Consider the following 24,006-nt stretch of genomic DNA (forward strand, 5'->3'; position numbering starts at 1 on the left):
AAACTTGCCGAGCGGGGCTACAGCAACCGGCAAATGCGGATGTACGCCGACAATGGCGTAGCGGCCAGAAGATTTCAGCACCGCTACCGCAACCAACTGATTCATTCAGACATAAAATACGGTCCATCCTGTAAGGAATACCCTAAAAAAGCGGCCGCACCGTTCCTTTTTCAATCTTTAACCCCAAATCCAGCTACCAAATGCGCTCCGCCGGGTATCCACGGTGGCCGGCAAAGACCCCGGAGAATTACTTCTGAGGCTGGCCATGAGCGTTAAGCCGAGACCGCAATGACCACAAATGAAATCCCCAATAAGCGGGCTCGGCAGCGAAAGTGGGTGGCGGGAATTAGCGCCCGAAATCGAAGGTATTTAAACTTTAGATATTTAAAAACCCGGATATATTACAAGACCGCCGTCAGCGCTGGTATTGTTAAAGCATAATAAAAAGGCGGTGTTAAAAGGATTATATTTATACAATACACAGCTGAAATAAAATCGGTTAGCGGTTAAAAAAGCTCCGCGCGAGCGGAGCTTCCTTGTTGACCCCAAAGGAATGCAAATACTATACCCCAGAGAAATGCTAAAATCTAAAAGGGCACTCTCCGGCCCGACTCCAAATTTCAATCACAGATTAAAGCTGGAGTGTGCCCCCTTTACATCGGCGCTGCGGCTGTGTCTGTCCCCAATAAACAGCGGCGGCGCCGTTCCCCTGTTGTCTTAGACCCTGGAGCAGGGCAGTCTGCCGCCGATGGTTGACCGGAAAAACCAGCATCAGGCACCATCGGCGGTTGTCTGCCCAACCCTAAAAAATTGATTCAATGCCGGTGGTTCCGGCCTGGCAGCCGCTAAGACTATCCTCATACCAGACCGGTGCCACCGGTTACCCTATCTAAAAAATAATAAAACCCGGGGTTCAGCTCCCCGGGCTCATTGACACTCAAGCAATATTTTCTTGTGCCTTTTAGAAACAACCTTAAGTTTGTATATCTCATTAACATCACACTCAAGAGCGTTAGCCAGTTTCAAAGCCAGAAGAACACTCGGCACACTTTTATTTTTCTCGACAGCATTATACCGCTGCTTCGTCCAACCCATTCTCTTAGCAACTTCTTCCTGGGTTAGACCAAGTTTCTCTCGAATTTCTTTCAAATGAATATCCAAACTAAACTCCTTGTCATAGAATCCCTTGTTATTCTGACAAATAGTTTCAGAATCCTTCGAATCAATAGTTATTTCTCCGCAGTTTGGACACTCTTCAACGGGTATATCCGGCGTTACTACTTTAATGCCGTTAATATAGCTAACCCAATCAATAGTTTTATTAACAACTTCCGCGTCGCACTTATAACATGACATAATAGCTTCCCTCCCTTGTGGTATATAAGACTAAAAGGGGGCCGTGGTTACATCACTGTAATCACTATTACATTGTCCTTAATCACAACCGCCAGCTTGCGGTTATATCTACCGCCCTGGATCTTGTAAATCGTGTGTTCCTTTTGGTCCACCCGAATCAACCGGCGCGGGTTGAGCAAAATATCTTTTACCTGCCATAGTTCCAGCTTACGGGCCGTCATTTGCTCTTGTGCGTGGAATGTCAACCGGAAGCCTTTTTCTTTTGTAATCCTGGCGATTTCAGCAAGTATTTCATCTTTCATTTTATCACCTCCATTTTATAACAGAAGAGACAAAAAGTCAATGAATTCATTTACTTTTTTCTCCTCTGTTTTTTCGGAAGGCCCCCGGGCAGGCCGGGTTCGTCAAGGGCGGCCGTTTTTTTGGCCGGGCCGGGAGGGATACCGGACTGGTTCCCGCCCTAAAGAAAAGCCCAGGAGGATATGCTCACGGCCTTTACCCTTGACGGTTCCGGCCTGACTCCTGGGGTAGAATAAGAAAGACAGAGGAGAGCCAATATTCTAGAACAGACAAAACCAAAAGCCACGGGGCCGGGAAAAAACTCATTCAAAATATGACCTGGGGATTAACTGCCTCAAAGCCAGGTTGATTACCTGACTGTAAGTCATGCGGTTATCATCCGCGTATTCTTCTAACCCTCTGATGGTACTGGGATAGAAACTATAGGTTTTCCGGACGGCTTTTTCCTGCAGCGGCCTGTTTCTGTGCTGTCTTGTGGAACTGGCGGAATCAGTAATTATTGCTGAATTATTCGGTAAGGAATCGGTAATAATTCCCGAAGAATTACCGAGATTGCCTCTCCCGATACCGGGCATTAATGCATCCATGGCCGCCCTTTTGTTAGCCATTCTGGATCACTCTTTTCGCCAGCGCCTTAAAGTCTTCCATCCCACGCCGGTCAGCCAGATCAAAGACCGTTTTTCCCCAACTCGGAGCCTCCGAGAGCTTCCCGTTAACGCGTATCGGGCTAGTAACCTTGTCCCCGTACATCTTGGCAAGATCCTCATTCACTTCCTGGCATACACGGCTTCTTCGTCTGTCAACAAAGGTCGGCACCACAAAGGATATATCAGTTGAAAGCCCGTACTTTTCCCTGACCTCGGATATGGCGGAACCGACCTGGGCACTACCCACCACACTGAGCCATTCCATGCTGACGGGCACCATGACATGATCCGAAGCTACCGCCGCAATGGTGTGAAGCAATGTTCTCGAAGGCGAACAATCAATTAAGATAAAATCATATGTATTTTTAAGAGGGTACAACGACTTCTTAAGAATTTCAGGAGTAACATTTTTTAAATCAAAAATCCACTGCATATCTATCTTTTGTAGAATCTTTTTTAATGCTGCACGGTCATTCCCTGATAAACCTGAGAACTGGATCCCAAGGTTTAAGAGATATGGTACGGCACCAAGATTGTCTCCTCCGGAGGGAATTATGTCTAGATTCTCTCTGACATTTGTAATGGCCTCGCTCGCTTTCTTACCTTCAACTAATATTTCAAAGAGAGTTATCTCTTTTTGCCCCGCATCAAACCAGATCCTGATATTTTCCTGAATATCCATGTCCACAATTAAAGTCCTCTTACCGGCCAGGGCCAGGGCATGGCCAAGATGAACGCTTATGGTGGACTTTCCCACACCGCCCTTACTATTGACAATGGCAATAACGATCATAATAAATAACCGCCTTTCATGAAGAATAATAATTACCGAAAAATTAAGTAATGCGACGCTCACGACTGGTTCATTCTAAGCAGATTGTTCCAATCTTTTGCATCTTCCGGGACAACCTCCTCCCGAACTTCATATCCCCGGGCAGATAGCAATCCTCCCCACTCCAGCGCGGCTTTCCTGCCCCAAATGTCACTGTCTAGGGCGAGAACCACCCGCCCAATTTTTACCCTTTTGAGAAAGCCCTCCAGCGCCTCCGTGTGAAGGCCTCCAAGGGCTAAAATATGACTTTCCCTCATTTCCGGGTATAAGACAACAAAGCTTACCGCGTCGATGGGCGACTCCACGGGAATAACAGTATCAGCGTTATCACAATCAGCCGGCCACCACCATCCATAACCAGTATCGCTGCCGGGAGCAACCCCTTTCCACCGCACGTTAGATACCGTTCCCGCGAGAATTGCGCCCCTTGCCCGGCCGGCCTCGTCTCTACAGACAAAAACACAATTACCTTTATCGTCCTGGTATAGTAATCCTATCCGGATTAAATCCACAACCATACCGGCCGGCAAACAACGGGTTTTCGTCAAGTAGGCAATAACCCTGTGTTCGTTTCGGAACCGCGCCGGCATCTCCAGCACTTTTTTTAACTTTTTCTCCGCCCGGGGCACCGGCCTTTCTATCGCAGCCGCAGGCGACCCGTTCAGTTCTAATACTGCCTGCCAGAAAGGGAGCCGGAGAAATTTTATGCAAAAGTCCAGTGCATTGCCGCCTATCTCACCACTAAAATGATAAAATCTATTACCCCTTATAACCAACCCCCCGTACCCCGGCGCACGCCAGTTTTTTCCCTCCTTTTTTAACTCATATCCTCTTGACCGAAGGTATTCCAACAGATCAGCACGCCTTGCTTTAAGAATCATTTCCCTGGAAAAAACCATATCGCCCACCTCCCGACATTTTAAAAAAGAACGTGAAAATATCTCACTCATTCAACTCAGGATCCGGATAGATCCTAGCCGGCCCGACAAACACCCCGCATACCTCACTTGCTTTTTCTTCCACGAAACGCGCCGCTTTCGAGGATATTAGGTAAAAATATTCCTCTTTTCTCAGAACGTACGTACTGACTTCTTTCATATGATCTTCAATCTTTTTTAAATCAGATTTACTAGCACCCACTAACCTAACCTCGCACAGCTCAATTCCTTCATTTTTCTCAAAACACATAGCTAGACACATCCTTTTATATTTTTTACGAGAACCCGTTTTAAGAAGGTTTATAAAAAGAAAAACCCGTCTTTTGACGGGCAACTAGCGCCTTAAGAGCTAGTTAATAATCAGGCCATTTTTTAACTGTCCAACGGGACGAACCATATTGCATGATTGGCCAAAAATTGTCCCCCTCATACACGCGCGCCTTCAGTTTTTTTGCCGACAGCACGCTGGTATAGGCACCGTCCAGGGGGCGAACGCTTAAACCGTCGCTGAAATAAGAAACCGTAGAAATCCAGGGATTGCAATCCCGGTCTATCACACTCACATCTTTGTAATAATAATCTCCATTTTTGCGATAACGGATCTGCCCAGTGTTGAAAGAAAGAACTTGCTCGGTTGTAGACATAGGCGATAATGAAATATAACTATTACCGCTCTGAACAAAAGCAGCGTCACCGGACCATGTAAAAAAAGATAAAACCTTTTCACGATCACGGATATTGCCAGTAATCGCATATTCCAAATCGCTTAAACGAATGCCTTTGGCTTTAACCAGTATTTCAGTTGTCACATCGGAATCATACAACAAGACCGATTGACACGGCGATATACTAATGTCGTCAAAATATAAAAAGACAGGTGAATAATTAACACTATCATAATTGGGACTGTTAATAACCGGAGTTTCATCTGTAATATAATAAAGATTAGCAGATAAACAATTGACCGCATTAAAAACATTAGGCAGGGCCAAATACGCTTTAGTAAAGCCCACTGCCACACTATCATCCGGGTTTGACGCCGTGATTTTTACATGGTGCTTGATGCTGATTTTCCAGTTCGAATCGGCTGAAACCACGTTATAGCTTTGATAAGTGTCATCAATCGTAATATAAGGTCTGTTTATGCTTGAATTCTCAATCAAAAAACCGGGAATGTATTCCTTTGTCAACACCCCAACATTCGCTGAATCCGTAGGTTTGAACCGGTAAAACTCATAAAATATCGGGCGCGAGGTCAAGACGGGAATTTGTCGCCCTTCATTATTCACGGTTTTATATTGCCCGTCACCCCACCCGAGATCTTCACCGTCATCAATTGAAGTATAATCCGCAAGCGCAGGCCCGCTTGCCTGGGAAACCCTTTGATCCGGCCCCTCGTTAAGACTGACCTTACTTGGCGCACATCCATAAAATTTTATATTATCAATTGTTTCTAAACTATCATTGATATAAGGGAGCTGATCAAATGACCGGCTGTTGAAGAACGCCTCAACCTTCTGCTTGGCTAAATCAGGATTCTCACTGTCATCCCCGGGAACCGCAACCCACCCGTTTTCCGTATAATTGACTTTTCCTTTAAAATACCACTTACGCTTATAGTCTTCACAGCGAACAGAATACATAAAATTTATACCGCCGGACAAATCGTCGGGAACAGAAGTCAACCCGCCATAATCGCTAAACGATATAAAGCCTTTATTGGGGCCTAACTCCGCAGGAAGCTCAGGATCAAGGTTCTCCGTGACAAACGTGCGGAATTGTGTCGCCCTTGACCAGTATCTTTTATACCCGTTCCAATCCGAATCGTAAGCCAAGTACAGGTAGCCCTTGTCCTTGTTTGAGCCGCGGTTAATGACAGCATATTTAGTTTCATTCGCTCCCAGGGATACCTCCTGGCTCATGTCAATACTCGTTGCACCCAAGCTAGAAGATAGATATTTTTGCCACTGGCCAAGTTTCACCGCCAGATTAATTTTAACCGGCCACGGGTTGGGATTGGAAACCTCCGCCACAATCAGCCAGTAATCAGGATCATCCCCGGGCACGAGAAAACCTTGTGTCGGCCCAGGCCAGGTGACAGGGCCGCTGGCGGTATCGTAAAGGTTTCCCGTTTCGTAATACTGTTCTATACTGTAATCCGAATACGACAAGTTGTTCACTATGTTCGGCGCGAGCAGCCTGACATTTACCGGATCTATCCTTTTTACCTGGCTCCAGTCTTCGCCTTCTTTTCTTTCATAGCCAACAGTTATTTTTACCGACTTGTCACCTATTTTTACGCCAGGCACGTAAGCTTTGCCCGTTTCCTCACCGGTTGCCGGGTCACAGGCAACAAGCGCCCCGCCGTTTAGAACAAAGTACCCGAAAACGCTACTGGTCACAGTATTGCCACTTTCGTCAACCGATGTGATAATATCGTGCCATTTCTTATCCTTGGTTTCCGCCGCAGAAAACGGGCAGTTCAAAAGCAACAGGCACATTAAGGACAAGATGATTAAGATTTTACATTTACGCACTATAATTTAACTCCTTTCTCTCTCATTCTACGAGGTAAACACGTATTTTACCGTCGGAGGTGTCTTTTGTGAACGGAACCTCCTTATAACCGTATACCGGTACGGTATACTCTTCGTATATCGGAACAACCATATTTACATATGGATGGTAATAAAGTGGGTACTGCCAGCTAATCGCCGTAGTAGGTCCGCTGGGCAGGGCCGTACCGGCGACACCCATTTCCTTTTCATTATCCTCGTATGTTGTTTCCGTCATACTCACAAAAGGTTCCTCAACATACTTGCTTTGCTGATCCCACCACCTGTATGCCACCGTGGCAATAAGCGTTACTTCGCTGGTAGTGCCACTCCAGTCCCAGGTTTTTGTGACTGTGCCTCCAGGCGAGAAGTACACGGTTTCTTCTTTATTAACACTCATGGTTCCGTAATGGTTATCCTTAACGTAAAACCTCACCTTGGCGTTGCCGCCCACATCAAAAGTGGACTTAAAAGTAGCCTTAACCTGGTACTGCTTGTTTACCACAACCGTCCCGGTAACAGGCTGCCCGTTGCTGTTGAGCAATTGCAAGTTCGCCACGGACAGGTTAGCAGTCTCTTCTTCCTCCGGCTCGGGCTCAGGATCAGGATTTATTATTATGACTGTTCCCGATCCTCCTTTGACTTCCATTTGGTTATTATCATAGCGTCCCTGCTCTGCTATGGCGTGATTTTCGTCACCGGCCACATTACCGCCGTTGATTTTGACAACAATATTCACCGGCCCTCCGGGGTGGACAAAAGGTATATTGTACGACTTTTCACCGTCACTGTTTGATAAGCCGATATCTTTTGAATAAATTTGCACACCATTTAAAGTGGCGGTTAGCTTCACGCTTTCCGACATCGAATAATTCGGGTCAATTTGAGCCACCTTGGCGGCGGCGTAATAAGAATTACCCGCCACAAAACTGTCTGAAGACAACTGGAGATTAGTGACGGCATAATCAGGGTAAACACGCAATATCAAGCGATAAGACTCGTACCATGGATAACCGTTAACCCAGTGCCACTCACAGAGAGAACCATATAATTCTCCGGGGAGAGGGTAGGATTGCACCTTCCAGTAAACATCTATCGCGCTTACATCGGCCATAAAATCAGGCAAGTTGTATGCTAAAAGCTGGTTTTTAATTAACGGGTCCCATATTTTTTTGATTTGTTCAACATAACTAGGATCATTACGCGCGCAAAGGTTACAGCCTGTATTTGGATGTTTCACAAACCAGGGGTTTTGGATAAAATTCCTATAAGGGCGATTTGCCGGGTCTCCTCCCGCATCTGGCGGAAAATCAAAGTTTGGGAATGGTTCTGCATCATCATCTACATATGGCTTTACATAACCCAGGTAACGCCACTCCAACTGGCCTGTTACATCACTCCATTTTTGCTCCTGTGGTTCTGGCAATTCACCATACATTTCTCCAAATCTCTTCACAATTAATGGATCACCATATACACCTATGGCCGCATAATCTGGGTTTAGCATTAACTCTTCGCCATATAATACGATTGATGGAGCATATTCCGCTTCAGCAAATAATGGTATTAACAAAAAACTTAACAATACAGGTACCAAGAAAAATGAAATGAATTTATTTTTAAACATTTATTAAACACCACCTTTCGGTATATAGATACTAATACAAGTATTAACCCCTCCAGTTTCATTCCTCCAATCGACGATTTTTACTGAAGAACCATTTTCGGAATTATCTATTTTAAACAGGGGATAACCATTAATAAATTTACTTTCTTTGGCAAGCTCAATACCTTTCATCACACCGGCCATTATCTCATCAGCATCATGAGGAAAAAACCTTTTAACGATTTTTTCTGTCTTTTGTAAACCTTCGTTTTGATCCCTATCCGTATAAAGGTAAACATTAATCTCTTTTTGATCCGGCTTATCCTTCAACTCTTCGCAATAATATAGAAAGCCATATTCCCCATAGGTAGTTAACGAGTTTCCCGAAGGTTGCAATTCTTTTCCCGTCACCTTGCTAAGATATTTAATGTCACTAACTGGGTGTGCCAACTTTATTAACAATACTGTTGTAACAACCGCCAATAATAAAATAAAAACAGCCAAAGCTGTTTTTAAAGAGAATTTCATGTTTTCACCCCTATTATTTTTTATCTAGTTCTTATATCCAAAGATATAAAACCATTACCATCCGAAGAACATTTAAGCTTGAGATAAGGTGGATTATTCCAATTACTTATTTCACGCTCATATAAATATCTTCCACCATAAGGTTCCGCAGATGTATCGACTTTTCCTAGATTTGCCCACTTATCTTTAACTATCCAGTAAGACCTAACTACTTCTCCATAGATTTCATCAACATTATCAGGAAAATAAACAGCTATAATAGGCCTAAATCTGGCAAGTTCAACATCAGCAAGACCATATTTCTGAATTATTCCAGGATAGACTCCAATATCGAGATCAAAAACATAATCATCACTTACTGTACCACCACTAGCAATCGTACTCCACTGAAGTTTATCATAATTGGGCTCAAAGTACCACGTCGGCACCACGGTACCCTGTATATTCAAAGTAATTCCCATGACACTCTCGACAACTCTTACTTCTTCAGGCACCGTTATAGTTCCACCAGCAAAAGGAACCGTCTCCCTGCCGTGCTGCACTACCGTAACCGTCTCGTACTCGTCGTTCCAAAGTACATCATATCCCAACGCCTCGGCAACGTACCTGGCCGGTAACATGGTGCGGTCATCGTTGATTACCGGGGTGGTGTCCATCGTTTTCTTACCGCCATTCACGGTATAATTGCTGCTCCCAATAGTGAAAACCAAATTAGTTCCATTCCCCGAAATGGTTGCGGTTTGAGACTTATCGTCCCATTTAACCCCGCTCTCCGTCACGCCCAGGGCATAGGCAAGAAACCGCAGCGGTACCAGGGTACGGTCTTCGCTGTTAACGTAAGGCGACACATCCATGTCAACCTTCTGGTCGTTGCTGACGTAATAGCTTTGCCCAATCCAGAATTTAGCTACTTTAACCATCTCTGCAGCTTCAGCCTTCGGATGCAGCCAAGGTACAAAAATGACGGTCATGGCCAGGAATACTATAAGCGTAAAAAACCTTTTCACGTGAAGATCAACTCCTTTTCCTCAAAATATCGTGATGCCCTATAGCATGAAGAACAAGGGTATCACTGTTTTGCTCAAAAATAATCCGTATATCCATGTTGACATAAGCCTCCCAGAAAGGAGTTCCTTTAATCCGATGTACATGCAGCGAAGAATGTTTAGGATTATCTGCCAGAAAACGTAGTGTTTTTCTTGATTGTTTCTGTTCATTTTGGGATAGTTGCCAAAAGTCCTTCTCGAATGGCTCAGTTAGAATGATTGTCGGCATCTTTTTCACCCAGTTCTTTCAAGAGGGCATCCGTATTATCGAATGTTTTTACCTTTCCCTCTTTAATAGCTTCCGAGCTTCGTTTCATCTTTTGCTGCCATTTGTCAGACCAAAAGTACTCCTGGCTTTTGTCATGCCACGAAACAGGCTTAATAAAAATACCACCATCCCGTATCTCCAACGTAACATGATCGCCCTCCCTGATGTTAAGTGTTTTTCCAATCTTGGCTAAGCTAACCAGCATTCTTTTTTGAACCTGTTGAATATTTTCAGGCATAAATAAAACCTCCTACATCAGCAATACTGTAATAACAGTATAACTGATCTGGATAATACTTTCAAGCAATGCTGTACTATGATAGAAACCTTAGTCTTTAAAACTGGAAGGCGACTTCAGCGAGCTTTAGCCCGCTATATTTCTTTTTATCGCCACCTGTAATTAACTAGCATGTTAACTTTCCAGCAGTTTTACAAACTGTTTTTTTTCGCTTAGTGAATTTACCAGCCTTTTGTCTGCAGTCCAGAACTCACAAATGCTCTTCGTTTCTTTCGCGGTTATTTCAGCTGCAGCTAAATACGATGCATCATAAAGCGTTGAAAGCTTTTCCTCTGTACTTATGCGCCAAGCTGCGTCAATCATTTCTTCGCCGTCCATATAGGTAATGTTTCTCAGCCGCCTGAATATTCGCCAGGATTCTTCCGCTTCTTCGACCGTGATTTCTTTTCTCAAGGCCTTTTGCCGTAGAACACTTCCTATTTCAGCCCACGCAAATGAAGGTAAAACTACATATAACTCGTTTGCTGCAATATTTTCCATCAACTCTGCCGCCGCATCACTCCCATCTTCCCATGTGAGCAACTTGACGAGAACGCTGCTATCAAGACAAATATAACCGCTCATCTGGTTTTACCCTCCCGCAAATCTCTGATAAGGGGCACTGAATCTGGCTGTTTGCCTTTTTGGGCCATCTTTTTTCTCAATTTAGCAAGATCCTGGAGAGCGCTTTTGGTTTCTTCAACACGTAATAACCTGTCCGCTTCCTCAACTTTTTTCAGCATCTCTTCATAGGCAGACGCCTCAACCACGTAAACCACTGGTTTCGATCTCTGTAAAATGACTGCCGGCTCCCTGGTTTCTACCACGCGAGATATAATCATGCTCGCATTCTGACGGACCTCCGTCACATTTGCCATATACACTATTAACACCCCTTCATCCGCTTGCATTTATATTAAACAGTATACCATACAATATTTAACAATGCAAGCAAGTTATGATATTTTAGCATCACCCCTTTATAATACGAAAACCGGGCAATAACAATACCCGGTTAATTTATATAGGTCTGGAAGCTTTACTAGTAAGATTCTTGGGATATCAACCAAATGATTTTTACTTTATCATCAACCTTTTTAAACTCGTTGTCCCCAGTAATAAGTGGTACATCCTTCTCAAAGGCTAGTGCAGCAGCAAAACAATCTGCGAAGGAGATGCCACCCCTAGACTTAAATATTCCAGCCAATTTCGCCCGTTCCCAGGTTGCATCTACCACACGAATGTTGTGAGCTTGATTTAATTCAGATTCAACGAGCTCCGCAGTTTCCATGCCTCGCTCTCGGAGAGTGATATAAAATACTTCGCCCATATTTATTGCACTAACGTAAAACAGTGCTCCAGAAACTTTAAAATATTCATTAACAATATCTCCCCCCTCCTCAGCTTCCAAAAAAGCAAGTAAGGCATAAGCATCCAAAACAAAAACTTTATCGTCTCTCTTTTTCGATTTCCAAGGCATGTTCTTTTTGCAGCGACCCGGTTAAGCTTGTTTTACCTTTTAACACTCCATAAAGCTTAACAAATGGTTTATCCTGCAACGGAACCAAAAGTAGCTTCCCATCATGTTCTTGCAGTTCAAACCTGTCGCCCTGCTTAATTTTGAACTTTTTCCTGAATTCTGAAGGGATTATTATTTGTCCTTTAGAAGACACCGTAATAACCGGCACTGCCTTACACCCCCTTTGACTTACATTTTATATGTAAGCACAATTAATGTCAATTATAAAAACGATATAAATTGAGCAAGAATTACATATGAACTACCCCTCCCTTCGCTCCACAGTTTATGCGGCCGGGGGGTTTCCCGGCCTATTATTTAACTCCTGTTTCTGGTGCCTCCCAGCAAATCACCACCGCGCTTTCCACTTTGGTCCGGTCCTCGCCGTCAATATCTCTGGCCATGACTTTAACTTTCTTACCTGGAGAAATGTACGTTTCAAGGTCAACTTTTTCGCCTTTTGGATTCGGAAAGAGGATTTTAGAGCCTTGTTGAATTGTTGCATCCGGATTAACTCTAAATAAAATATCTTTACCAACCAACTCCGGGTCTCCGCTGTTTTCCACCCTGACAAGAATTTCATCCTTAGTTACGTTTATTAAACTACCGGAACGAACCATCCTGTTCATTTGTTCCTGCTGTGCCTTCGCTACCGCCCTGGCCCTGTCAGCAGGCGCTTTAAACCCAAAATACCAGTACGAGACGATACCCACCCCGATTCCCAGGATGAAGCACGACAACATTAATAAAATTTTAGACTTATTCACGGTTTGTATTCCCCCTCTTTACCGCCTGCTCTGAATGACATAAAGCTATATCCATAATCCCAAAAATTTTAGACACTCACCTGTTCACGCCAAGAATAGTAGACCGTATTTCTTATGGTATCCGATATAAGAAAGAAACCCTGGCATATTGCAATTGATGCTTTCTTTCTAAGCTATTTGGTTATCGGCTTTGACCCGGTTTATGCTAAAAAAGCGGTGGTATCGACCTGAGTATCATGAGTGGTATCGTCTATCCATAGTAAAAACAGAAGACTTGGAAAAGTAACCTTTAAGATATCAACCCAACGCTATATTTATGGTATATACTCCTTCTGAAACACCGCCTGCCCCATCACAGTCGCCCAGTTGCTCCAGGGAGAGTCACTTTTCTTAAAAAGTCTGGGGTACCCAGGTATGGGACAGAAAACGTGATAAGATACTTGGGCATATACATACGTGTCATCCTCATTAAAGACGATATCCGGCGTTACCGGGTTAGGATTTAGAGCGTCAAAAGGCTGGTGCGGTTCTCCTGCTGCACCACCGGTCCCTGAAGGAGTAGGGAGCTGCGCTCGAACCACATTGATTGCTGACTGGTTAGCAAGGGTATAGTCATGGAAAACGGCGGCGGTTCTACCGCCTTCCCTGGCGGCCTGCAACGCAACGTCTTTAGCGTGTGCGACAACTCCCCAGTATAAACCGCTAATTATGCCGAGCATAAAGAAAGAAAATACAATACAAAATATTGTTACCTTGCCAACCCCTCTTTCATCCTCCCACAGCCTCTTAAAAAGACCCATTAATTTCCCACCACCTTAACGAAAATCTCGGCCAGGAAAAGGCCGTAGAAGAGGTATACCCCAAAGCATACCTCTTCACCCGCATCCCTGTTGTATCCTGTTTTATTGAAAAACGATAACATGACATAAAAGTTTTCACTGAGCCAATGGCCGGCGGATCCCTCGGCCAGATGCTTGACCATATAAACCACAAAGGCGATTAGCCATGCAAAAATAAATGCGAATATGCCAACGTGGGCACCCACCAGCGCCCCCAGGGCGAGAGCGATTTTGAAGTCGCCGCCGCCCGCCTTGCCCAGCAACCAAAAAATAAAAGGCCCTGTACCGGCCATCAAGGCAGATATAAAGCAATAATACAAATCACCCCGCAAGTACCCCAGCAGCAGACCGAAAAGCAGTCCGGGAACCACATGGGCGTTATAGATTTTACCCGTCTCCATATCGGACCTGGCAGCAGCGGCCGCAAGCGCGGCCGCAACCACAGTTCCTGTCCATTCAGCTCCCATTAAAATCCCTCACTCGCGCTTGTCAAAGTGGAGGACGTATTGTTCCAGGCAGTTTGGATTTTTTCGTACAAATTAGGAGTGCCAAAGAGACCATACGCCAGGAGCGCAAGTCCGGCTGCCATCATGACCGTTTCAACTGAAATGGCCTTGATGCCATCCTCGTCGTTCCAAAGCTTCTTTAGAAACTTAATCACTTCAATCACCTCCTTTCACTTTCAATCCGTCTTAACAACCGCCCGGGCAGTGCCCGTTGCAGAGACAGGCATATCAATAAAAGACGTGCTTCCTGTAATTAAACCAACGGCACCGGCAAAAAACGTTCTCACCTTAGCCCTGGCCGACACCTTATAGGAGTCAATTCCCACCATTTCACCCCTCCAGTCACTTGTTGAATTAAATGAGACTCCCCTTGCCGCTGTTAAATCGCTACTGTTCAATGAGAAAGCAGAAAGGGCCGCGTTTGCCGCCCTCTCTGAAGAATTGATCTGTGCGTGCCACCGGACGTCCTCATGTATCCCGACAACATTGCCGCTGCTGTCGTATTCCGGCGCCGCTGTCGATTCCTTTATGGCATCCGCGGTCATAGCTCCGGACAAAGAACTCGAATCGCAGGCAACCACCAGGTTGCCCTGCACGAGCCTGAGCCTTCCCATGTCGCTCGCAAGCCCGGCGATAAGCAGCAAGAAAAACATAGCCATCACGGAAAAGGTTATCTGGGAAAAACCCCTTTCGTCCCGGATTAGATTACTGACCCGTGAAAACACTGCCCGCACCCCCGTAGAGCGTTATGAAATAAGGCGCGGCCATGGACGTAACAGCCGCCAGCATTGCCGACAAGACCAGCGGAACCGTAATAATATTTTCAAGCTTCTTAATCCTGCTGTTAACCAGATAGCCCCGCCGCGCTTCCATGTCCCGCAAGACGTTTTCCAGGGCCACGGTAATACCCCCGGCACCGTACCGGTGAGCCAGGCTGATGTTTTCACAGGCGGAGGCGAGCTCGCCGGCATCCATTATCTCCGCCCGCCGCGCGAGCTCCCCCATGGCCTCCTGAAGCGTCATGCTTCCTTTAACGTCAATCATAACCCTTGCTATTTCCAAAGACAGGTCAACGTCGATTTTTCCCGCCCAGACTAAGGCCTCTTCCACCGACTGGCCGCCCTTGATGCCCACAACGAGCAACTTTAAAAACAAGGGGGTCGCGCGTTGAAGGTTAAAACCGATGTTGTTGACTTTCTGAGCCAGTATACTTACCGGGATGACATATCCGAGAAGCGCGCCGATGACGGCCCCCAATAACCAGGCGCGGCCGAAAAGAACAGCCAGGCACGCCGCCAGACCAACGGACGAAAGAACCCTGAGCCCCAAGAATTCCTCGCTGCCAATTTTCCAGCCCGCGATTTTTAATACTTCAGGCAGGTTTGGCAGGGAGATTAAATTCTTTAAGGCTGTGGGCATGACCGAAACAAACAATCCCAAAAAGTCAATGGCCTGTGACACTATGCCCTTACGCTCTACCGCCTCACCCGCCGCGCCGCCTCCCTCAAACGCTTCCACAAGAGGGTTCCTGACTAAATACAAGTAGAGACCGAAACATAAAAAAGCAACAAACAAAAATACCGAAATGTAAAAAAGCAAATCAGCTCAACTCCCCTTCCAATTTCCGGCATTTCCAGCGTACCCATACCTGCACGAGCACAGCCTGAAACATACCTCCGTAGATAACCATTTTCCCCGTGGAAGTAGAAAGAACATTTTTATAAATATCCGGCATAAGGAGAAAGCCCAGCAAAAAGAAGCCTGTGGTTGTGATCATGGCGATAGTGGCGTCACCCAATAAATCTGCCAGCCCCGACCTAACGGCATCACGCACGATGTCCCTGCCACGGAGCATTCCCTGAACTTCTTCCAGCAGTTCGAGCGCGCCGGTGCCCCCGCCCAAACGGATAAAACGAGCCAGGACATTTCCAAGCACTCTACCCTCCCTGACCAGAAGCCGCCTGCCGAAGTTTTCCGCCGCCTCATCTTCTTTTATCCCTGATTCGATTTCTTGAGACATATTCAAGAATTCACCGGCAACCGGCTGTTTGGAAGTGGCGGCGGCGGATTCCAGCGCCTTTTTAATGGACATGCCGCTTCTCAGCGATACAAGAAGTGAAAACGTACCCCCGGGAAGCGCTTTTAACACAGCCAGCTTCCACAACGCCTGCCGGTAGGCCCCGTAAAAACGGGGAATTAATATAAAGCCTGCAACCGCTGACAGGATGCCGAAAATTATTCTGCCTGACACAAACCAACCCAACGCACCACAGGCAAAAATCGTCAAGATCCCCGTGTTAAATGCATCTTTCCGATCAAATACGCCCTCCTCGCACCCCCAGAATCCGTATAGCGCCGGCAGGCGAACGGACATCCTCTCCTGCTCCAGACCCGTGTAAGTATTCATGCTGCAGTCAAGGGGATTATGCCGTACCGCCGCATAAACACCGGTAATCATGAAAAAGGCGGAGAGAAAGGCAAAAACGTAATAGTAGACTATGCCACCCGACCTCCTTCACCTTTTTTCAACAATTTGGGTTCGGCAACCTGTACTAGGTTAGCCCCCTTAAATATCACCCTTACGTCAGGGAGCAGCATATCGTTTACCCACTTGGGCACGACTTCCGATATTTCCAATACGCGTCTCTCGATCCTGCCGTCGTCATGCTTGATCAGACCCGAGTATACGGCAACGTCCACGGACGAGGCCACCAGGCCCAGCAGGTAATTCATCCCCATGCTCTGACCCTCGCTGCTCATGCTGGCCAGAATTGGCAGTCGATACATCACGGCGTCGTAACAATTTACTGAGTGAACTGTTGTAATGGAATGGGTACCGGTATTCATCCCGGTTAAAACAAAAAAAGTGTTGAAATCCCGGCACTCGCCAAATAGCAAGAGCCCCGGCCTTGTCCGTAAAAGCACGGTCTGCACGATATAGGACAGCTTAACGCCCCCCTTGTCCTCAATGTTCGGGAGGATCGGCTCGAACTGCCTTACCCTGTCGTTTAATGGCCGGGTCTCAATGGGATCTTCAATGGTTAGGACGTCAGTATCAACCTCGCCCGTAAAGCTGTTGGCGCAAGTTGTCTTGCCGCTGCCCATCGGACCGCAGACCACAATGTTCCATTTGTTTTTCAGCGCCATTTTTAGAAACGCTTTTGCCTCTTCGTTGAGATAGCCCATGGCCACCAGCTCGTCCAGGGAGAAAAACTTGGGAAATCTCCTGACCATTAATGTACTGCCGTGCAGTGACACACCCTTTAACACCGCACTGACACGTGAACCATCCGGTAATCTTGCGTCCACTATGGGCGAACTTTCATCCAGCCGGCGGCCAGCTGACTGCGCTATCTTGACCGCCGTCCTGCGCATGTGTTCTTCAGATAAAAAAAGGAGCTTGCTGTCCTCGATCCGGTGCAGGCGTCCATTTTTTTCGTACTCGCCGTTATTGTACTTGTAGTACCGCAGTTCGTTCACTTCGTTGTCATCAAGCAGTCTCTGCAAGGGGCCAAAACCGAGAATGTCGTTTGAAACCGCGTCCACGATCCTGTTTATATCCGGCGCGCCGGACTCCAGGGCTATCTTCCGGACGGATGCTCTTAGATAATCGCGGGACTGTGCAGGAGCTGAAAAAGCTTCGGGCTTTTCATCACGGATATGATTGACAGCCTTTATCCTGACCTCCTCGGCTATCTGGCTGAATTTACCTTCGTCAATGGATTCAACCTTTATGTTGCCGCCCCCTTTAAGCATTGTGTAACGTGTATCACGTGTATCCTGCATTTTAGCTCACCTCTTTTCTTCTTCTCCCAAATGTGCTAAACAGCCGGGAAATAAAAGAACGACTTTCTTTTTCGATCACCGGCCACGCGGGCCCCATTACTTTTGCTATATACCGGCTGACTGCTTCATAATAAGGTGAACCAGGCCCGGCAACGTCACCGCCGGCAGCGTTCAAGGCTTTTAATACAGATGGATCTACCGGGAACTGGTCTGTAAATTTCTGTCCCAGGAACCCTTCGATGTGTTTTTTTACAAGAGCGCCTGGAATGTTGAACTCGTTCAGCAAAAGCCGGATCTTTCTTACTTCAATATCATTGGAAGGCGCGGTATCCCGGAAAAAGGATGTGGCGTTTTTAACCTTGGCCTTGTCCGGCGTGATGAAGAAGAAAATGTCCGGGACATACCGGAGTACTGCAAACAGGGAATCGGCCACGCCGTAGCCAAGGTCGATCAATACGGCATCAAAATGTCTGGAAAGCGCCTTGATAATACGCTCAACTTTCTCCGGTGTGAAGTTCAAGAGCTCGCTCGTGTTCTGAGGGGCCGGCAAAATCCACAGGCCGCTTTTATGCTTGACCAGCAGGCTTCTGGCGTCTTCCCACTTGAGCCTGTCGGGGTCAACATCCACCCAGGCGGAAACGGTTGTCCTGGCCGGAACGCAGAGCATTTCCGCAATTGAGCCCTGTTCCTTTTCAAGGTCCAGGTCAACCACCACTACTTTATATACAGAAGAAAAATTTTCGGCTGTTCTTGCCATATAAACTCCTGCCGTTGCTACAAAGGTGCTTTTCCCAACCCCACCGTCACGGCTGTAAGCTGCTGCCACCAACTTCGACAGCGTGTGTCTCTCCCGTGAGGCGATATCCTCCAACGTTCGGACGATCTCCGCCCCTTCCACTCTTTCGGCTTTCTTGACACCCGTATTCATTGCGGACAGGCGGGAAGCTAGTTCTGATGTCGTTACGACCTCAACCCCGGAGGCGATGGCCTGGCGGTAAAGGCCGGGGGAATAATGATCCTGGCTCACCACCAGCAAGATTAACAGGTCGCGGTACAGGTCGGCGGCGTTTGCCGCCAGCTCAAGATCTTTAACATCCCGGTACCCGAACAGCCCGCCTGCCACGCCCTCCCCGGCCAGCTCGGAAAGGACCCGGGCGGGTGACTGGGCCACGATCTCTTCCATGCCGGCGTTTGTTATGTTGGTAGTTTCCATGCCGTAGAGTACGAGTTTCACTTAGCCACCCCTTTCACTGTCACAATAAAATCGGCTCCTTCCGAGCGCGCGTCCAGATAATTCTTCTTCTCTTCCGGAAGAACACCGATAACCACGGACTGTTTACCACCCTGGCTGTTACCCTGGCCGGACACATACAGAACGGGAGCTTCTCTGATTATGGAGTTCTGCTGCCCGCCTGATTCTTTTTTCCTTACACTGTCCACGTCGACCAGCACTCCAGCCTTGGCAACATAGCCTGCCGTAGTGTCAACCTTGTAGTCAAATCCCAGTAGCACCCTGCCGGGGAACCTGACCAGATCTTCAACAGGGTTTCCACTGACGCCGCTGCCGATCATTGAGGCGCGCAAGGGCGTGTTTTTCGGGATAAATCCTTTGGCGACCAGCCCGGCAGCATCCTTTGGATTACTGTAAACATCGCTGTTTATTCCGCCCTGCGGCTTCATCTCCAGAACCAGCTCGTCCTCGGTTATTTGGCGGCCTGCCTCAATATCTTCTTTTACCAGCACCGCCGGTCTTAAGCCAACTTTTTTACTGGTATAGGAATGGACGGAGTAAACAGCTAACAGGCCGAATATCACGGCAAGCCCGATGATTAACTTGTAATTCTTGAATAAGCTGTAATTTGTTCCACTCACCATCGTTTAACCTCCCAATCATCCTAAGATTCTTAATGCGGATGCCAGTTTCCCGACAGCCTGAGCCACCTGGGGACTCCTTGTGAGCGCGGGTTTGCAGTCGGCAAGCGCCCTGATGCAGCCGTTGGTGTCCGTATCAGCAGTGATCACTTCATAGCCTTTCTGCCCAAATATGCAGGCGGCGTCGGGCCTGCCGTTCTCCGACGAACGGTTGACGAAAATTATTGGCGGGTCCATATTCATAATCTGGGCGGAAGTAATTTCTACAATTTGAATGTCACGGTCCAAAACAACCACACTCTTGCTGCCTTCAAGTTGGATTAGACGGTTCGGCGAACTCACTATGGTTACGTCGTGCTTTGATACAACATCCTCGAAAATTGATTCAACGTCATCGCCCGGCACGACAAGGATGCCCCACTTAGTTTCGTAAACCGCGGGTGCCTGGACAAACGCAGGCTCAGGAACCCCAAAGTGAAAACTCGCACACGGTGGCTCTCCTAAGTCAATATAAGCTACTTTGAGCCCTGCTTCAGCGGCGTGAGCGGCCAGGGACGTTGCCATCGTGTCGCAGCCGCAACCTCTTTTTGATGAACTGACGCAGATAACCTGATTGTTTTTTTCCTGAGTACCATCTAATTCATTCTTAGGAGTGCTGTCTTCGAATACGGGAGGGTCTGATTCTGTCTCCTCCTCAGCCTTTTTTATGGCTTTTAAAAGTTCTGAGGCGCGAACCGTTTGACCAGGCTGTGGCATTAAGATCCATTCTTCGGACAAACCGAAGGACATCAATCTTCTTTTAAGTTCATCCGTATTTTCATTTAAAACAAAGATAACCGGTATTGTAGCTCCGGTCTCTTTTACTAAATCCTCAACTTTTTCAAGGTATTCTTCCAAATCGTCGCCGGTGCCGGGTCCACAAACAACCATGTCCGAATTATTTGCATCACTGAGAGTGCCATGAATGACCTCATGCCCTAAAAGCCTTTTGCCCAACCAGTCAAGTAACGACGGGTTATCTAGCGTTAGTAATATGTTCAGATCGAACAACTCCTTTCTTTTTAAAAAGTCTTGAAATAAAACCGCTTATTATACCGGAAAAACCCGTATTTTTAGGTTTGACTTTTAAATCGGGAATGATGCCTTCGGCAAGGACAGTGATTCCATCGCCTAGTGGGGATTTCCTTAAGTTTACGGGTAAAGTGTGCCTTTTAGCGGCTTCAGCCAGTGATTGTTCATCTTCCGGCAATACAAAATCAAGATTCAAACCAGCTTTATCAGCTACCTCGGCAGGACGCCTGGGAGCCCTGGGGCGGTCGCGATTTACCAAAAACTTAAGTCTTTCAGGACGGATCAGTTTTCCGGGGCCGACGTGCCCTAAAAAGCGTACTGCTCCTGATACGGAAACATCGTCCGGCCTTGCTACCAGCAGTACCGTATCGGCCATTGAAAGCGCTTTTTTCGCCCCGAACTGCCTCATGTCGGTGCCGAGGTCAACAATAACGTGATCGAAATGGTCCAGCAACACGTCAAGGACAGTACCCGGCAGTACGTCGGAGACCAAGGAAGACAGCATAATATCCTTCGGTGCGGGAAGGACGTGAAATCCGAAAGGCACTTTGGCAAGGTAATCCTCAACCGTCTCCCGGGACTCCCTTCTATCCATGGGAAAGTCCTCCCAGAGAAGAATCGTTTCTGGTGGGCTCGGCATTGGGTCGGGCCAGAAGTACACGGTTGCCCCCGCCGAATTGAAATCGAAGTCGACCAGGCAGGGATCTCCGCCAAAATATTTCAGCAAATCGGCCAGGTTTAAAGAGATGGTTGTCTTCCCTACTCCTCCGATTAATGAATAAACACATATAAGAATGCCCCGTCTCTTGAAGGGGGAAAAGCCAACTTTCTTTTCCTTCTTGCTGTTTTGAGGGGTATTGAGTAACAAGCCGGCGGTCTGTTCAACCTTGCTCTGTCCTTGAGGTATGGGTGATTTTTCCTTAACCGGCACAGGTAGTTTTTTCTGTTCCGGCTCAATAATTTTCTCTCGTACCTTTGTAATGCCGAACCCGTTCTTTTCCGGCGGACGTAATCCACTGTACGAATAGATCTTTGGAACCACGGCTTCCACATTGCTTAAAACTGTTACACCTGCCATTGTGGCCGCCTGCCAGACCTCCAAAGATGGAGGTCTGATTACAAAAACCCTCGCGGGAAAATAATTCTTTAAATCTTGGAAATTTGACGTTTCAGTAAGAACAATATCCTCGGAACCAGGCTCTCCTTCCACGGAAACTTCACCCAGCGCCGTCCGGCATTCGCGCACAAACTTATCTCTGCCTAACGCGTAAATTTTTATTTCCATCAACCTCCTTCACAAATAAACATATTTGCCGATAGATTAGCAAAGGCGTCGGCCACTTCGGGGGAAAGAAGCATGATCGGTACACGCCGTTTGCGGGCCTTTTCCAGTACGTTAGACAAATGCCCGACTGAAATTATATACACCTCACTTTCGCCCGGTCCTACCTTTAAAATGACATTGTTACCCTCACGGCAGGTTTCTATAACCGTGCCTTCGCTACCTGAAAGTTTGGGTTGAGACTTCCCCGCGTGGACGATTATAAAATCTGCCAGCAGGGTTTCCGTTAAGTCTTCTAAATCATCCGGAGTTCCGGCAATCAATAGTAGCCCCGGCAGTTCCTTCGGCCGGCCGCCTTTTTTCCAGGCCCCGACCGGGTTACCTCTTACATGTTGAACTTCTAGTGGTTCCGAACTAAATATTTCAGCAGCGCCAAGTTCGGGAGAAACATCAACGAGGCAGACGGTACGGCCCTGCCAGGTCAGCGATGCAGCTAAATTAGCGGCAACGAAAGCGCCTTCGGCCCCGAGTGCCACAACCACCCTGGCATTGTTTCCAGTTGCCGGTGCTGCCGCAACCACCCTGTTTCTACCAGATTTTTTCGCCCGGTAAAGTGCGTTATCGGCAGCCTCAACGAGTCCCTCCGCGTCAAGGGCGTCTTTGCCCATTACGGCCAGGCCCGCCGAGAAGGTGACTCTGATTTTTTTACTTCCGGGAAGAACGATCTCCTTACCTGCCCAATCACCGCATAATTTATTGGCTATTATCCATGCATCCTCAACTCCCGGGAAAACCACCAAGAACTCCTCTCCGCCGTACCGCGCCACTATGTCCGTTTGGCGCACCCCAGCCTGCAAAAAAGCAGCAAACTGTTTAAGAACGGCATCCCCGGCCTGGTGGCCATGAGTGTCGTTAATCCGCTTGAAATAATCCAGATCAGCCATCATAACACTGAACGGCACCCTGGTTTTACTATAACGCCGCACCTGTTCCGAAAGATAGTTGTCAAGGAACTGCCTTTTGTATAACCCGGTAAGGTCGTCCCTGAGAGTTCTACTCCACAACTCACGCAATTTGCCCGCCCGAGCCCGGATTCGTTCAATAGTTTTTGTGTCCAAATTCTCCACACAATCTTCAGCGCCTGCAGCGCAACAAGCTGCCGCGTCACACTTGCCGACAACCACAACCGGTATAGACAACAGCTTGTCTTCCCGCCGCAACAACTTAATGATCTGAATCAAGTCATGACGACCCGCACTGATAAGAATTGCGGATGGAAGAGGATCAGCTTCACATAGCAATTTAACATTCTGGTAATAAGCACAGCCAAAACTTTCATCCAACGAGGCAAAATCAGGCGGCGCCGGAGAAAAAACAACGGTTGAACCCAGTTCCGAGTTCACCGCCGCCGTATCGTCCACATCCGGATTTTTTACTTTAACAGTTTTTATACGTTTTAAAATACCCCTTTTTTCTTTCGGCCCATTCTCCCCGTTTTCTGTTTCCAGGACATCCCATATGGCCGCTTCCAGGTAACCAGCCGGCGATTGTTCTAAAGTAATCTTAAGCCGTTCCGGCCAGTTTTCGTCTTCAATAATATCGTATACCCCGCGACGAACAAGAGAAGCAACCAGGCTGTCACCAGGCACACACCCCGCAGCGAGCAAAATGATCCTGGTCGCAGCTCTTTGCATACGGTATATATTTACCGCGTTTATCAGATCCTGATTTTGTCCGACAGAGATATCAAGAATAAGAGTTTTCAAAGGTATTCTTAGAACCTTTTCAAAAATACTAAAAAGCTCGGATGACTCAAAAACCCCGTATTTGCTGTATACAATCATGTCTCCAAATAGGTTTGTGATTTGATCCTCCTTGTCTTTCGTGAGTATACCGGGTAAAACTGAACAGTTTGACCGCTAAGATTAAACAGTGTCCCCGTTTGAAACTGAACACCGGTTCCGAAGAAGTTGAACACTGGATATGGCCCTTCTGCTAAATTGAATTTATG

At 47.0% G+C, this 24,006-nt stretch carries 28 protein-coding genes; all 28 read right to left on the bottom strand.

Annotated features, from left to right (window positions below):
* Positions 1 to 927: 927 nt before the first annotated feature.
* A complete protein-coding gene (locus tag L9W92_RS16460) occupies positions 928 to 1,356 on the bottom strand; it encodes a helix-turn-helix domain-containing protein (RefSeq protein ID WP_240084832.1) in 429 nt (142 codons plus the stop codon).
* Positions 1,357 to 1,403: 47 nt separating this feature from the next.
* The gene (locus L9W92_RS16465; protein WP_240084833.1) at positions 1,404 to 1,658 is read right to left on the bottom strand and encodes a DUF4258 domain-containing protein; all 255 of its coding nucleotides are present in this window, start codon (positions 1,656 to 1,658) and stop codon (positions 1,404 to 1,406) included.
* 300 nt (positions 1,659 to 1,958) lie between these two features.
* A complete protein-coding gene (locus tag L9W92_RS16470; RefSeq protein ID WP_240084834.1) occupies positions 1,959 to 2,264 on the bottom strand; it encodes a hypothetical protein in 306 nt (101 codons plus the stop codon).
* Positions 2,257 to 3,096 carry a ParA family protein gene (locus tag L9W92_RS16475; protein WP_240084835.1) on the bottom strand — a complete coding sequence of 280 codons (840 nt, stop codon included), beginning with the start codon at positions 3,094 to 3,096 and terminating at the stop codon, positions 2,257 to 2,259. The genes L9W92_RS16470 and L9W92_RS16475 overlap by 8 nt, the downstream gene beginning before the upstream one ends.
* 59 nt (positions 3,097 to 3,155) lie before the next feature.
* On the bottom strand, positions 3,156 to 4,034 hold the full coding sequence (locus L9W92_RS16480; RefSeq protein ID WP_240084836.1) for a DUF3991 and TOPRIM domain-containing protein: 879 nt from the start codon (positions 4,032 to 4,034) through the stop codon (positions 3,156 to 3,158).
* A 43-nt stretch (positions 4,035 to 4,077) separates the two neighbouring features.
* Positions 4,078 to 4,323 (bottom strand): hypothetical protein, encoded by a 246-nt coding sequence (locus L9W92_RS16485; protein WP_240084837.1) that lies wholly within the window; start codon positions 4,321 to 4,323, stop codon positions 4,078 to 4,080.
* 103 nt (positions 4,324 to 4,426) lie between these two features.
* The gene (locus L9W92_RS16490; RefSeq protein ID WP_240084838.1) at positions 4,427 to 6,610 is read right to left on the bottom strand and encodes a hypothetical protein; all 2,184 of its coding nucleotides are present in this window, start codon (positions 6,608 to 6,610) and stop codon (positions 4,427 to 4,429) included.
* A gap of 22 nt (positions 6,611 to 6,632) precedes the next feature.
* Positions 6,633 to 8,135: a hypothetical protein gene (locus L9W92_RS16495; protein WP_240084839.1), complete on the bottom strand. Its 1,503-nt coding sequence runs from the start codon at positions 8,133 to 8,135 to the stop codon at positions 6,633 to 6,635.
* Between the two features lie 123 nt (positions 8,136 to 8,258).
* Entirely contained in the window at positions 8,259 to 8,762 is a 504-nt protein-coding gene (locus L9W92_RS16500) for a hypothetical protein (RefSeq protein WP_240084840.1), read from the bottom strand.
* A gap of 20 nt (positions 8,763 to 8,782) precedes the next feature.
* Positions 8,783 to 9,769, bottom strand: a complete 987-nt coding sequence (locus L9W92_RS16505; protein WP_240084841.1) for a copper amine oxidase N-terminal domain-containing protein — start codon at positions 9,767 to 9,769, stop codon at positions 8,783 to 8,785.
* A gap of 245 nt (positions 9,770 to 10,014) precedes the next feature.
* Entirely contained in the window at positions 10,015 to 10,314 is a 300-nt protein-coding gene (locus L9W92_RS16515; protein ID WP_240084843.1) for an AbrB/MazE/SpoVT family DNA-binding domain-containing protein, read from the bottom strand.
* 174 nt (positions 10,315 to 10,488) lie between these two features.
* On the bottom strand, positions 10,489 to 10,938 hold the full coding sequence (locus L9W92_RS16520; RefSeq protein WP_240084844.1) for a type II toxin-antitoxin system VapC family toxin: 450 nt from the start codon (positions 10,936 to 10,938) through the stop codon (positions 10,489 to 10,491).
* Positions 10,935 to 11,231, bottom strand: a complete 297-nt coding sequence (locus L9W92_RS16525; RefSeq protein ID WP_240084845.1) for a type II toxin-antitoxin system prevent-host-death family antitoxin — start codon at positions 11,229 to 11,231, stop codon at positions 10,935 to 10,937. The genes L9W92_RS16520 and L9W92_RS16525 overlap by 4 nt, the downstream gene beginning before the upstream one ends.
* 164 nt (positions 11,232 to 11,395) lie before the next feature.
* Positions 11,396 to 11,833, bottom strand: coding sequence for a type II toxin-antitoxin system VapC family toxin (locus L9W92_RS16530; protein WP_240084846.1), 438 nt, complete (start codon positions 11,831 to 11,833; stop codon positions 11,396 to 11,398).
* Entirely contained in the window at positions 11,802 to 12,041 is a 240-nt protein-coding gene (locus L9W92_RS16535; protein WP_240084847.1) for an AbrB/MazE/SpoVT family DNA-binding domain-containing protein, read from the bottom strand. Before L9W92_RS16535 ends, L9W92_RS16530 begins: the two co-directional genes overlap by 32 nt.
* Positions 12,042 to 12,186: 145 nt before the next feature.
* On the bottom strand, positions 12,187 to 12,639 hold the full coding sequence (locus L9W92_RS16540) for a hypothetical protein (RefSeq protein WP_240084848.1): 453 nt from the start codon (positions 12,637 to 12,639) through the stop codon (positions 12,187 to 12,189).
* Between the two features lie 314 nt (positions 12,640 to 12,953).
* A complete protein-coding gene (locus L9W92_RS16545; RefSeq protein WP_240084849.1) occupies positions 12,954 to 13,439 on the bottom strand; it encodes a TadE/TadG family type IV pilus assembly protein in 486 nt (161 codons plus the stop codon).
* Positions 13,439 to 13,945, bottom strand: coding sequence for a prepilin peptidase (locus tag L9W92_RS16550; RefSeq protein WP_240084850.1), 507 nt, complete (start codon positions 13,943 to 13,945; stop codon positions 13,439 to 13,441). The genes L9W92_RS16545 and L9W92_RS16550 overlap by 1 nt, the downstream gene beginning before the upstream one ends.
* Positions 13,945 to 14,139 carry a Flp family type IVb pilin gene (locus tag L9W92_RS16555; protein ID WP_240084851.1) on the bottom strand — a complete coding sequence of 65 codons (195 nt, stop codon included), beginning with the start codon at positions 14,137 to 14,139 and terminating at the stop codon, positions 13,945 to 13,947. The genes L9W92_RS16550 and L9W92_RS16555 overlap by 1 nt, the downstream gene beginning before the upstream one ends.
* Before the next feature lie 21 nt (positions 14,140 to 14,160).
* The gene (locus L9W92_RS16560) at positions 14,161 to 14,709 is read right to left on the bottom strand and encodes a Tad domain-containing protein (protein ID WP_240084852.1); all 549 of its coding nucleotides are present in this window, start codon (positions 14,707 to 14,709) and stop codon (positions 14,161 to 14,163) included.
* Positions 14,690 to 15,583: a type II secretion system F family protein gene (locus L9W92_RS16565; RefSeq protein WP_240084853.1), complete on the bottom strand. Its 894-nt coding sequence runs from the start codon at positions 15,581 to 15,583 to the stop codon at positions 14,690 to 14,692. Before L9W92_RS16565 ends, L9W92_RS16560 begins: the two co-directional genes overlap by 20 nt.
* 1 nt (position 15,584) lies before the next feature.
* Positions 15,585 to 16,442, bottom strand: a complete 858-nt coding sequence (locus tag L9W92_RS16570) for a type II secretion system F family protein (RefSeq protein ID WP_240084854.1) — start codon at positions 16,440 to 16,442, stop codon at positions 15,585 to 15,587.
* Positions 16,443 to 16,480: 38 nt separating this feature from the next.
* A complete protein-coding gene (locus L9W92_RS16575) occupies positions 16,481 to 17,770 on the bottom strand; it encodes a TadA family conjugal transfer-associated ATPase (RefSeq protein WP_240084855.1) in 1,290 nt (429 codons plus the stop codon).
* 1 nt (position 17,771) lies between these two features.
* Positions 17,772 to 19,004, bottom strand: coding sequence for a CpaE/TadZ family protein (locus L9W92_RS16580; protein WP_240084856.1), 1,233 nt, complete (start codon positions 19,002 to 19,004; stop codon positions 17,772 to 17,774).
* Complete coding sequence (locus tag L9W92_RS16585) at positions 19,001 to 19,645, bottom strand: SAF domain-containing protein (RefSeq protein WP_240084857.1); 645 nt, start codon at positions 19,643 to 19,645, stop codon at positions 19,001 to 19,003. The genes L9W92_RS16580 and L9W92_RS16585 overlap by 4 nt, the downstream gene beginning before the upstream one ends.
* Before the next feature lie 15 nt (positions 19,646 to 19,660).
* Positions 19,661 to 20,572 (bottom strand): CpaE/TadZ family protein, encoded by a 912-nt coding sequence (locus L9W92_RS16590; RefSeq protein ID WP_240084858.1) that lies wholly within the window; start codon positions 20,570 to 20,572, stop codon positions 19,661 to 19,663.
* A gap of 85 nt (positions 20,573 to 20,657) precedes the next feature.
* A complete protein-coding gene (locus L9W92_RS16595; RefSeq protein ID WP_240084860.1) occupies positions 20,658 to 21,998 on the bottom strand; it encodes a CpaE/TadZ family protein in 1,341 nt (446 codons plus the stop codon).
* Positions 21,998 to 23,839, bottom strand: a complete 1,842-nt coding sequence (locus L9W92_RS16600; protein WP_240084859.1) for a GGDEF domain-containing protein — start codon at positions 23,837 to 23,839, stop codon at positions 21,998 to 22,000. The genes L9W92_RS16595 and L9W92_RS16600 overlap by 1 nt, the downstream gene beginning before the upstream one ends.
* Positions 23,840 to 24,006: the final 167 nt, after the last annotated feature.

The organism is Pelotomaculum terephthalicicum JT (assembly GCF_022410535.1).
GTDB lineage: Bacteria > Bacillota > Desulfotomaculia > Desulfotomaculales > Pelotomaculaceae > Pelotomaculum_D > Pelotomaculum_D terephthalicicum.

Excerpts from the sequence above, each read along its gene's own strand:
- L9W92_RS16460 (WP_240084832.1), bottom strand. The coding sequence starts at position 1,356 with ATGTCATGTTATAAGTGCGACGCGGAAGTTGTTAATAAAACTATTGAT.
- L9W92_RS16465 (WP_240084833.1), bottom strand. The coding sequence starts at position 1,658 with ATGAAAGATGAAATACTTGCTGAAATCGCCAGGATTACAAAAGAAAAA.
- L9W92_RS16470 (WP_240084834.1), bottom strand. The coding sequence starts at position 2,264 with ATGGCTAACAAAAGGGCGGCCATGGATGCATTAATGCCCGGTATCGGG.
- L9W92_RS16475 (WP_240084835.1), bottom strand. The coding sequence starts at position 3,096 with ATGATCGTTATTGCCATTGTCAATAGTAAGGGCGGTGTGGGAAAGTCC.
- L9W92_RS16480 (WP_240084836.1), bottom strand. The coding sequence starts at position 4,034 with ATGGTTTTTTCCAGGGAAATGATTCTTAAAGCAAGGCGTGCTGATCTG.
- L9W92_RS16485 (WP_240084837.1), bottom strand. The coding sequence starts at position 4,323 with ATGTGTTTTGAGAAAAATGAAGGAATTGAGCTGTGCGAGGTTAGGTTA.
- L9W92_RS16495 (WP_240084839.1), bottom strand. The coding sequence starts at position 8,135 with ATGCTAAACCCAGATTATGCGGCCATAGGTGTATATGGTGATCCATTA.
- L9W92_RS16500 (WP_240084840.1), bottom strand. The coding sequence starts at position 8,762 with ATGAAATTCTCTTTAAAAACAGCTTTGGCTGTTTTTATTTTATTATTG.
- L9W92_RS16515 (WP_240084843.1), bottom strand. The coding sequence starts at position 10,314 with ATGCCTGAAAATATTCAACAGGTTCAAAAAAGAATGCTGGTTAGCTTA.
- L9W92_RS16520 (WP_240084844.1), bottom strand. The coding sequence starts at position 10,938 with ATGAGCGGTTATATTTGTCTTGATAGCAGCGTTCTCGTCAAGTTGCTC.
- L9W92_RS16525 (WP_240084845.1), bottom strand. The coding sequence starts at position 11,231 with ATGGCAAATGTGACGGAGGTCCGTCAGAATGCGAGCATGATTATATCT.
- L9W92_RS16530 (WP_240084846.1), bottom strand. The coding sequence starts at position 11,833 with ATGCCTTGGAAATCGAAAAAGAGAGACGATAAAGTTTTTGTTTTGGAT.
- L9W92_RS16545 (WP_240084849.1), bottom strand. The coding sequence starts at position 13,439 with ATGGGTCTTTTTAAGAGGCTGTGGGAGGATGAAAGAGGGGTTGGCAAG.
- L9W92_RS16550 (WP_240084850.1), bottom strand. The coding sequence starts at position 13,945 with ATGGGAGCTGAATGGACAGGAACTGTGGTTGCGGCCGCGCTTGCGGCC.
- L9W92_RS16570 (WP_240084854.1), bottom strand. The coding sequence starts at position 16,442 with ATGATTACCGGTGTTTATGCGGCGGTACGGCATAATCCCCTTGACTGC.
- L9W92_RS16575 (WP_240084855.1), bottom strand. The coding sequence starts at position 17,770 with ATGCAGGATACACGTGATACACGTTACACAATGCTTAAAGGGGGCGGC.
- L9W92_RS16585 (WP_240084857.1), bottom strand. The coding sequence starts at position 19,645 with ATGGTGAGTGGAACAAATTACAGCTTATTCAAGAATTACAAGTTAATC.
- L9W92_RS16590 (WP_240084858.1), bottom strand. The coding sequence starts at position 20,572 with ATGGTTGTTTGTGGACCCGGCACCGGCGACGATTTGGAAGAATACCTT.
- L9W92_RS16595 (WP_240084860.1), bottom strand. The coding sequence starts at position 21,998 with ATGGAAATAAAAATTTACGCGTTAGGCAGAGATAAGTTTGTGCGCGAA.
- L9W92_RS16600 (WP_240084859.1), bottom strand. The coding sequence starts at position 23,839 with ATGATTGTATACAGCAAATACGGGGTTTTTGAGTCATCCGAGCTTTTT.